The sequence below is a fragment of the Hyphomonas sp. TMED31 genome, from assembly GCF_002172815.1.
GTDB classification, from domain to species: domain Bacteria; phylum Pseudomonadota; class Alphaproteobacteria; order Caulobacterales; family Hyphomonadaceae; genus Hyphomonas; species Hyphomonas atlantica.
In genome coordinates this window covers 1-8,444 of the sequence record NZ_NHCK01000001.1, presented here as the reverse complement: position 1 = coordinate 8,444, position 8,444 = coordinate 1, and the positions used below count along the sequence as shown (strand labels likewise).

Sequence of the window (8,444 nt, the reverse complement as noted above, 5' to 3'; positions counted from 1 at the left end):
CGACGCAAACCAGTTTGATACGATCGTGCTTGGCGCGGGGGCGGCCGGCCTGTTCCATGCGGGCCTTGCCGGCCAGCGCGGGCGGCGCGTGCTGGTGCTGGACCACGCGAAACGCCCCGCTGACAAGGTGCGCATTTCGGGCGGGGGCCGGTGTAATTTCACCAATCTGGAAACCCGCGCCGATCGGTTCCTGGGGCAAAATCTGCACTTTGCGAAATCGGCGCTTGCGCGCTACACGCCCTGGGATTTCATCTCTCTCATGGCCGCCCACGGCCTGACCTATACGGAGAAACACAAGGGGCAGCTATTCTGTGACCAGAAATCCGGCGCGATCATCAAGATGTTGCTGGACGAATGCGAAAAGGGCAGCGCCGAAATTCGCCTGTCTACGGAGATTTCCGGCGTCACCCACCAGGACGGCCGCTTCCTCGTGGAGACACGCTCTGGCGCCGTCAGCGGCCAGCGCCTGGTCGTCGCCACGGGCGGGCTGTCCATTCCCAAAATGGGCGCGACCGCCCTTGCCTATGATATCGCCCGCCAGTTCGGCCATGACATTGTCGAGACGCGCCCCGGCCTTGTGCCGTTTACGTTTTCGGGTGAGCTGGGCGAGAAATTCGCCGCAATTTCCGGCGTTGCCGCGCCTGTCATCGCCTCTGTGCCCGGCGCAAGGTTCGAGGAAGACCTGCTGTTCACCCATCGCGGCCTCTCCGGCCCGGCCGCCCTGCAAACCTCCTCTTACTGGACAAGCGGAGAGCCCCTCTCCCTCTGCCTTCAGACCTCGGAAGACATGAACGCCGCCCTGCGCGCCGCAAAGCAGGACAGCCCGAAACAGACTTTCGTGAAAGCGCTCGAAGCGCACGTCCCTGCCCGGCTCGCAGCACTGCTCGCAGAAGTCGGTCCCATCGCGCAGGATGCCCGGCTGGCGGACCTTTCCCACGCCGCCATCGACGAGTTCGCAGCTTTCCTGAAGGATTGGCGCGTCACCCCGATGGGCACCGAAGGATATCGCACCGCCGAAGTCACCGTCGGCGGCATCTCAACCGATGGCCTCAACCAGAAAACAATGGAAAGCCGGCACGTGCCGGGGCTCTACTTCATTGGCGAATGTGTCGATGTCACTGGCTGGCTTGGGGGGGACAATTTCCAATGGGCCTGGGCAAGCGCCCACGCCGCCGCCCTTGCCTGATCAGGGTGTCCAGCGCGGGCGCGGCAGCAGCCAGTCCCGCTTGCGTTGAGAAACAAGGTCCGGATGGTCCAGCGGAACGGGCTTGCCGCCAATAGGTGTATCTATTGCCTGCATCGCCTCGGCAAGGCGCTGATGAAACAGGGCATCTGTTTCAACACGTATCGGATACGGATGGTCCAGAATCCGGGAATTGTTCGGATTGGTGTTGATCTCGTAGACCTCCACCCGACCTCCAACAAGCGTGAAATCCGCCCGCCCGTATGAAATTCCTGCAGCCTCAAAATGTTTCTTCAGCGCGTCGGAATAGCGATTGTCCCGAACGGCTTCGTATTCGTCCTGATACAAATCGGCATCCGCCGCCCCTTCCTTGCCGAACTTTGCATGCCAGCTCTCATCATGCACCGACATGCCGGTGACAATTTGCCCATCCACACAATAGGCCGCCAGCTTGCGAAACAAGCCGTCCTTGATCGGTTCCGCGCAATACTCAACAAACATCAGGTCTGACTTGCAAAGGCCTGACGCAACCAGACGCTCCAGCGCCATACTGGCCTGCTCTGCATTTCCGAGCAGTTCAGTCTGCGTTCCGCGATGTGCAGAGCGCGTGCGCAGGAAAACCGGGTATCGGTCAGGCAGAGAATCGGTTTCGGCATCCCAGACGGCAAAACTGTTCAAGCCCCTGCGGTTCAAAACCTTCAACAAGGGAAGCCGCGTCAAGGCCGTAGCCGGATCGTTCAGAACCCGAACACCCGCGTCTGACAGGCACCGGAATGCCTTGGCTGCAAGCTCCCTTTGCCAGAAATCGAGCCGGTCGAAATCCGTGAACACATAAGTTGCTCTGCGAAGAGATTTGGACCGGAACATCTGATTGTACGAGAGCAAGTCGACCTTCGGCATTCCCGGAACGTCGCGAAGCTCCCTGACCGCATATTTATGCGAACCCGACGTCACAAAACAGATCATACGCGTCCCTCTTGCAATCCCCCTAGGCGGGCTCGACTGCACCGTCATGATGATTGCGGAACCAGCCTATTCCCTCCCGGATTTCACGAACCTGCCCGGCTCCAACCACGAACATGAGGCCAGTATAAGAAAGTATGCCTGAAATGATCATTACCGCTACGCGTGCAATTTCAGACCAGTGCGCTGGCATATGGAAATTCACCAGCAACACGATCGCAACCATTCCAAGAGAGGCGATAAGCGCGCGCCATCCAATTACAATCTGGCGAATTGCAGAGTACCCAGCCGCTCTTTGAACCAACCATGCCGAGACCGGCCATGTCAGGAATGTACGCAAAGCGATCAAAGTCGCGATCCCTGCAACTCCGTACGGCAAGAGCAAAGGTGCCAGAATGAAGAGAAACAGGATTCCGAGCGACAGGATGATCAGGGGAGACCGGCTGTCTCCCACCCCTCTGAGAATGGCGATGTTGAACGTGCCCGTTGCATCCCGAATTCCAAGCACCAGGAAAATCTGCAACGGCACCACCGCCGCTATCCACTCGTCCCCGATAACGAGCGGGATCAGGAGTGGCGAAACAATAGCCAGTCCCAATGTCGCCGGATAAATCACTGCGGTCGTCATTGCGAATACGCGGTCGAGCAATTCGTGAACTGTCCTCCGACTGGATTGCAGACGCGCAACCACATTCATCGCGATTTCGTTGAACGGCCCCATCAGGAGACCTGTCAGGCTTCCGGAGATTGTACCCGCGATAGACAGCAGCCCTACAGCCCGCTCTCCCCCAACGAGGCTCAACAGGAAACGCGGGATGGCATCGTCCACATAGCCCAGGAAATAAGTTCCCACCGTATCGCGATTGAACGCGAACAGCTCTCGGAAAGCAGTCACGCTAACCGAAAATCCCGGCCGCCATTTCGACGCGTAGAAGCACCCTGCGACCGAAATGAGCGTACCCGCTGCCATGGAAATCACCAGCGACCAAACACCAAAGCCGAGAAGGGCCAGTACGAGAGCCAAACCCGTCGTCAGAAGTTCAGATGCAGTCTCAATCCAGACCAGTTTGTCGTTCTCAAGCTCTCGCTGCAATAGCGCGCCCGGCACGCCTTCGAGGCTACTGAAAAGCATGATCACGCTAAGCGCGGGCAAAACCTCCGCGACCGCTGGCGCACCTATCAGCGCGGAGATTGGCTCTGCGAGCAGGGCAATCACGACTGCGAAAAGCAAGGTAAGCCCTGAATTCAACCAGAATGTCGTATCAAGGTGTATGTTCGTTATCTCGTCTCTCTGCTGAATACTTTCGGTAAGGGGGGCCCCGACGAATACACCCGCAACTCCGAAGACCAACGCGGCCAAGGCCATGATGCCGTAGGGCTCCGGGCCCAGTATTCGCGCCATGACAGCGAACGTTACAAGGCCAAATACGGCCGAGGCCCAAGAGTGCGCGAACATCCAGACGAGATTTCGAATGGCGCGTCGAATGATTTGAGACGTGCTCATGTCAGACGGGCTTCAACGCCCGGCCCAACCCATCCATGAACCCCGTCATGGCTTCAAGGACAGCCCGGCCCGTTTCTGTCAAACGGCCCTCTCGCTGCACAATCTCTGCCGAGTCTTGCTGAATCGCGTGAGCTTCCTTGAGAATTTTCTTCAACCGGCGGCGTTCCAGCCAGCCAAAGTCGCCCGTCTCAAGCATTTTCCCGATCACCCAGACCATTCTTGCCGAGACAAACGACGCATGGAAGATTCCCTCCAGAGGTCGCTCGGTCTTTCTGATTGGCGACCAATATAGCTCCGAGTCCGGATTCTCGACGAGCATCTCACGCGTGCAGGCGCCGAACAGAGCGGCATGGCCCTCTTCATGCGCCAATGTGACGATCAAATCAGCAACAGACGCCTTACGCTCTGCGTTGAGTGCAACCGCGCCCCACAGGCGAAAGCACGTCCCTCCCTCGAATTCGAGCGCACCTTCTGCGGGGCCAACGAGGATAAGTTCGCCAAGCAAGGCGTTCATTTCATCATGAAGCTCAGGAACGTGAATCTGGATCCAGTCGATTGCTGCGGATAGCTTTGTTTCGAACTGGGTCGCCAGAACGCGATCTGGCTGGGTTACGCCCGCTGCACCTGTTTCAGGTGCTCCCATGAAGCGCTCAATCCGGCGTGTGTCAGTCTCTGAATGATCGCGACCAAGCACCGTAATCCGAGTTTTTTCAGGAATGCATTCCGATGACGCAATACGCTTCACTAGTTCAGACGCTGTTGCGATATCCGTCGCCTGCAACGCCTCCACTGCGTCGTAATATGCGCCAAACACCGCCGCGGGAACTCGCATTCCTGACCTGGCGGATTGTGTCCAATTTTTGAGGTGCCGGGATAGTTCTGGATCCTCGGATTTCAGAACATCCGCAATATGTTCAAGGCTTTCGAACAAGCCCTCATGCATGACCTGATTGGTTCTGATCGCATCTGCCTTGTGTGGGATAAACCGGAACTGCGCCATGCTTGCATCTCCCGTCCTGCGGATCAGAGTGAGGTGTGCACCGCCTGCGAACAGGCAGTGCACCAATGTTCGTTCCGGAAAACTACCAGAACTTGAAGAAGAACTTCTTACCGCCGCGCTTTTTATTGCGACGACCGCCGCCCTTGCAGCCGACCATCGTGTCGTTTTTCTCGTCACGACGATTGCTGAAGCCAAGCAGCATTTCAGTCTTAAGGTTCATTTTCTACTCCCTAGAGTCCCACCACCATTGGCGGTGCCAACCATCTTGCAGATTCCATGCAAGTTTCCGATCTGATTCTACTAATTCGCGAATTTCCATTCGCGCGACTTCGCCCAACGCACGATTGGGCGAGGAAAATCAAGCGTCGGCAGGGAGATTGCCGAGCCTGGCGTTCGGAAAAGTCGAATACCCTCTAGGCTTGGATTACTTCCGCAGGCCCAAATCAGGACATGAAAACCCGGCCTGGCTCGAATTGACCGGCCCGTATTTCCCCCAATGCAACCGCCTTGCCTTCGCACACCGCGATTGCAGACCGATCTTCAGGGTCTTCTGATTTCTGTCCCTGCCAAGCCTCGATGAGATGCGGGAGCAAAACAATGGAGCGGCCATGTCTAATGTGTCCGGCTTCTTCGCGCGTGATGTCCACACTTGGCACACCTTCAAGCACAGCATGGATTGGCTGCAGAAAGCCCATCAATGTCTCAGGATCTTCCGTTTCCTCGATGCGCGACAAGGGTATCGCTGTTGCTGCACCGAACTGTCCGACCCGCGTACGGCGCAGCTGACTGATATGACCTTCGCATTCAAGATCAAACGCGAGATCCCGTGCCATGGCGCGTACGTAAAAGCCTTTGCCAGACGTGACGTGAATAACGGTATGGTCTGCGTCAGGCATACCAATGACATCAGCTGTAAAGACATCCACTTCGCGTGAGGTCAATTCAAACTCCTCGCCCTCCCGCGCGAGGTCATAGGCGCGTTGGCCGTCTACCTTAATCGCTGAAAACCGCGGCGGAACCTGTTCGATTGTGCCAATATAGCCTTTCAGCAATTCTTCGACTTGCTCCCGTGTGGGACGAGCGTCAGACGTTCCCGTGACGTCTCCTTCGGCATCCTGGCTCTCGGTTGATACGCCCCAGCGAATGGTGAAGACATATTCTTTCCGGGCGTCCATTGCCCACTGCACGGTTTTGGTCGCTTCCCCGAATGCTATCGGCAGAATGCCATCAGCCAGTGGATCGAGCGTCCCGCCGTGTCCGACTTTTTGGGCGTTGTACTTTTTCTTGAGGATGGCCACCGCTTGGGTGGAGGTGATGTCGACTGGTTTGAAAAGGTTCAGCCACCCGGTGACCGGGTCGCCTTTGCGTTTTCTTTGACGGGCCAAGATACGAAACTTTCAGATTGCGCGGCCCGGCGGTTCGAACGCGGGCGGCGGAGAGAGATTGAGATTAAGGCGGGGCCATACGAAGCGGGGGCAAACCCGTCAAGGCGAGTGGGTCAGCCCGAAATGTCGCGGATCAGGTCACGCTGCGCAGATCACCTGATGGCTCGTCAAACAGAACTTCAGCTTCAGCCTTTGACGAGCCTTCCGCCTCTTCTGACGACGGCACCTCGGAGGTAAGCTCGCGCGTCTCGTTTGGCTTGCTGATGTTCACGAGATCCAGGTCCAGATCGAAATCGCCTTGAACCTCCCGGTCACCGGAATCCATCTTGTGTCGCACAATGTCGCGAATGCGCAGCAGTACAGCGCGATTGTCATCCACCAAGGGAATCTGCCGCCCATCGGATGCGCCAATCACGAGCCGATAGTAGGGCTGCCGCTTCTTCATCCGGCGCGCGAACATTGCAGCACGAACACCGAGGATCACCGCAAGCACGGTCAGCACGCATCCGACGATCAGCGCGATCATGCTGGAGCCGCTACCGGGAAACAAACCTCCCCATGCAAGCGCGAGCAGACCAAAGAACAGGCTGATCACAAAGAACGACGCGTAGAGACTCTTCGTGCGCCGGTTCGTTTCCGTATCCCAAGGCGCAAATTCCATGGACTCCACAGACATCGTCGCGATGCGCTGAATAGCGATCGTATCATCGCCGAGCTGCAGCGACGCTGGCGTGATTTCACCGCGCCGCGCGCCTTCCATGTCCAAGGTCTGACGGTCCATCACGCTTGCCCTTGATTAAGCTCAGAAAACGCTCGCAGCACGTGCTGAGTGAGTCAACTTACAACCTGTCCAGAGGCGTAGATTCGACTGTTATTCCGGATCGAGATCGCGCCTTACGCGAGGATCTGCCAGCAAGCGGTCGATTGCGGTGGCCTCATCGTAGGATTTGTCTGCGATGAAATGCAGTTGAGGCGTGAACTTCATGTCAATCTCGCGGCCGAGGCGCCCGCGCAGAAAACCCGCTGCGCGATTCAGAGCTTCGGCAAGTTTGCCGCGCCCGGCTTCGCTATCGTCGCCCAGTGGGGAAACGAAAATATTGGCATGGCGCAAATCAGGAGAACATCGCACCTCCCCGACCGTCACGATGACGCCGACAAGATCCGGATCACGCAAGTCTTCCCGCGCTAGGATATCCGACACGGCATGCCGGATCAGTTCGCCTGCACGCAATTGGCGTTGACTGGGAAGTCCAGGAGCATTTGTTTTACGTGCCATCAGACACCTGCTTTCTGTTTCAGACGCTCAACAAACTGTTTGCGCGCCACTCTATCTTTATCGAACCACGCGTCCGGGATCAGCAAGGGCTCTGCCCCCTGCACTTCAACGGTCGTATATCCTCGGCGGGTTTTGACCGACACTACGTTTGCCCAGTCGATCCGAATTTCTACGCCACCGCGACGCACTTGCATGCGCTCCTCCAGCAGCTGGACGTCCATCTCCGCTCTGCCATCGCCCACAACGTCCCTTGGCGACCGATACGACCATCGAATGAAGATCAGATACCATGATATCCCGGCAAGGGCCGCCACGAGCGCGGACAAGAACCATTGCCAATAGGCGCTCAGGCCCACCATCTCTATCGCATTGCGCACCATCACCGACATGCTGGCAGAAATGATTGGCGCCGTAACGCCCGCATAATAAATGGCAGTCGGACCGACCGTCCCGCGTCTGGAAAGACGGATCAGGCGCTTCTGGTCTTTTTCGTCCAGAAAGCCGGAGATCTTGTCAGACACGGGCCTTCACCGCCGTCCTAGTCGAGCGACCTGGCGATCTCTTCAACCTGGAAGCACTCGATCTTGTCGCCGGGGCGAATATCATCATAGCGCTCAAACGCCATGCCGCATTCCATTCCGGCGTTCACCTCGTTCACTTCGTCCTTGAAGCGCTTCAGCGTCTTCAGATTGCCTTCATGGATCACAACGTCGTCGCGCAGCAGGCGTACACCGCAACCACGAAGAACCTTGCCTTCGCTGATACGACAGCCAGCGACCTTGCCGACCTTCGTGATGTTGAACACTTCGAGGATTTCGGCGTAACCGATGAAGGTTTCGCGTTTCTCCGGTGCGAGCATGCCCGACAGGGTCGCCTTCACGTCGTCAATCAGATCGTAGATCACGGAATAGTAGCGGATCTCAACGCCTTCTTTCTCCGCCAGATCACGTGCTTGCTTGTTGGCACGCACGTTAAAGGCAAAGATTGGCGCTTCAGACGACTGGGCCAGAAGAACGTCGCTTTCCGAAATACCACCAACCGCGCCATGAATGACGCGTGCACGCACTTCTTCAGTTGAAAGCTTGTCCAGAGACTGGCTGATCGCCTCGACTGAGCCTTGAACATCGCCCTTG

General features: G+C 57.3%; 9 protein-coding genes and 1 pseudogene. 1 reads left to right on the top strand and 9 read right to left on the bottom strand.

Features of this window, described 5'->3' with window-relative positions; genetic code table 11:
- A partial coding sequence (locus tag CBB91_RS00050; RefSeq protein ID WP_288145186.1) for an NAD(P)/FAD-dependent oxidoreductase occupies window positions 1-1,186 on the top strand: 1,186 nt, incomplete at its 5' end.
- On the opposite strand, the gene CBB91_RS00045 is transcribed toward CBB91_RS00050, so the two are convergent.
- The 9 genes and pseudogenes from CBB91_RS00045 to CBB91_RS00005 all read right to left on the bottom strand — a co-directional run.
- Window positions 1,187-2,149, bottom strand: coding sequence for a hypothetical protein (locus tag CBB91_RS00045; RefSeq protein ID WP_273010873.1), 963 nt, complete (start codon window positions 2,147-2,149; stop codon window positions 1,187-1,189). It abuts the gene before it with no gap.
- A 22-nt stretch (window positions 2,150-2,171) separates the two neighbouring features.
- Window positions 2,172-3,650 carry an oligosaccharide flippase family protein gene (locus tag CBB91_RS00040; protein ID WP_273010871.1) on the bottom strand — a complete coding sequence of 493 codons (1,479 nt, stop codon included), beginning with the start codon at window positions 3,648-3,650 and terminating at the stop codon, window positions 2,172-2,174.
- Between the two features lies 1 nt (window position 3,651).
- Complete coding sequence (locus tag CBB91_RS00035) at window positions 3,652-4,650, bottom strand: HEXXH motif-containing putative peptide modification protein (RefSeq protein WP_273010870.1); 999 nt, start codon at window positions 4,648-4,650, stop codon at window positions 3,652-3,654.
- Between the two features lie 82 nt (window positions 4,651-4,732).
- A complete protein-coding gene (locus CBB91_RS00030) occupies window positions 4,733-4,870 on the bottom strand; it encodes a hypothetical protein (protein ID WP_155841693.1) in 138 nt (45 codons plus the stop codon).
- A gap of 223 nt (window positions 4,871-5,093) precedes the next feature.
- On the bottom strand, window positions 5,094-6,035 hold the full coding sequence (gene truB, locus CBB91_RS00025) for a tRNA pseudouridine(55) synthase TruB (RefSeq protein WP_035548772.1): 942 nt from the start codon (window positions 6,033-6,035) through the stop codon (window positions 5,094-5,096).
- Between the two features lie 133 nt (window positions 6,036-6,168).
- A complete protein-coding gene (locus CBB91_RS00020; protein ID WP_273010867.1) occupies window positions 6,169-6,816 on the bottom strand; it encodes a DUF308 domain-containing protein in 648 nt (215 codons plus the stop codon).
- A gap of 90 nt (window positions 6,817-6,906) precedes the next feature.
- Window positions 6,907-7,311 (bottom strand): 30S ribosome-binding factor RbfA, encoded by a 405-nt coding sequence (rbfA, locus tag CBB91_RS00015; protein ID WP_035548778.1) that lies wholly within the window; start codon window positions 7,309-7,311, stop codon window positions 6,907-6,909.
- Entirely contained in the window at window positions 7,311-7,832 is a 522-nt protein-coding gene (locus CBB91_RS00010) for a YcxB family protein (protein WP_273010865.1), read from the bottom strand. The genes rbfA and CBB91_RS00010 overlap by 1 nt, the downstream gene beginning before the upstream one ends.
- 17 nt (window positions 7,833-7,849) lie before the next feature.
- Window positions 7,850-8,444 (bottom strand): annotated as a pseudogene (locus tag CBB91_RS00005) (translation initiation factor IF-2); the annotation flags it as partial.

Excerpts from the sequence above, each read along its gene's own strand:
- CBB91_RS00035 (WP_273010870.1), bottom strand. The coding sequence starts at position 4,650 with ATGGCGCAGTTCCGGTTTATCCCACACAAGGCAGATGCGATCAGAACC.
- CBB91_RS00030 (WP_155841693.1), bottom strand. The coding sequence starts at position 4,870 with ATGAACCTTAAGACTGAAATGCTGCTTGGCTTCAGCAATCGTCGTGAC.
- CBB91_RS00045 (WP_273010873.1), bottom strand. The coding sequence starts at position 2,149 with ATGATCTGTTTTGTGACGTCGGGTTCGCATAAATATGCGGTCAGGGAG.
- CBB91_RS00020 (WP_273010867.1), bottom strand. The coding sequence starts at position 6,816 with ATGGACCGTCAGACCTTGGACATGGAAGGCGCGCGGCGCGGTGAAATC.
- rbfA (WP_035548778.1), bottom strand. The coding sequence starts at position 7,311 with ATGGCACGTAAAACAAATGCTCCTGGACTTCCCAGTCAACGCCAATTG.
- CBB91_RS00040 (WP_273010871.1), bottom strand. The coding sequence starts at position 3,650 with ATGAGCACGTCTCAAATCATTCGACGCGCCATTCGAAATCTCGTCTGG.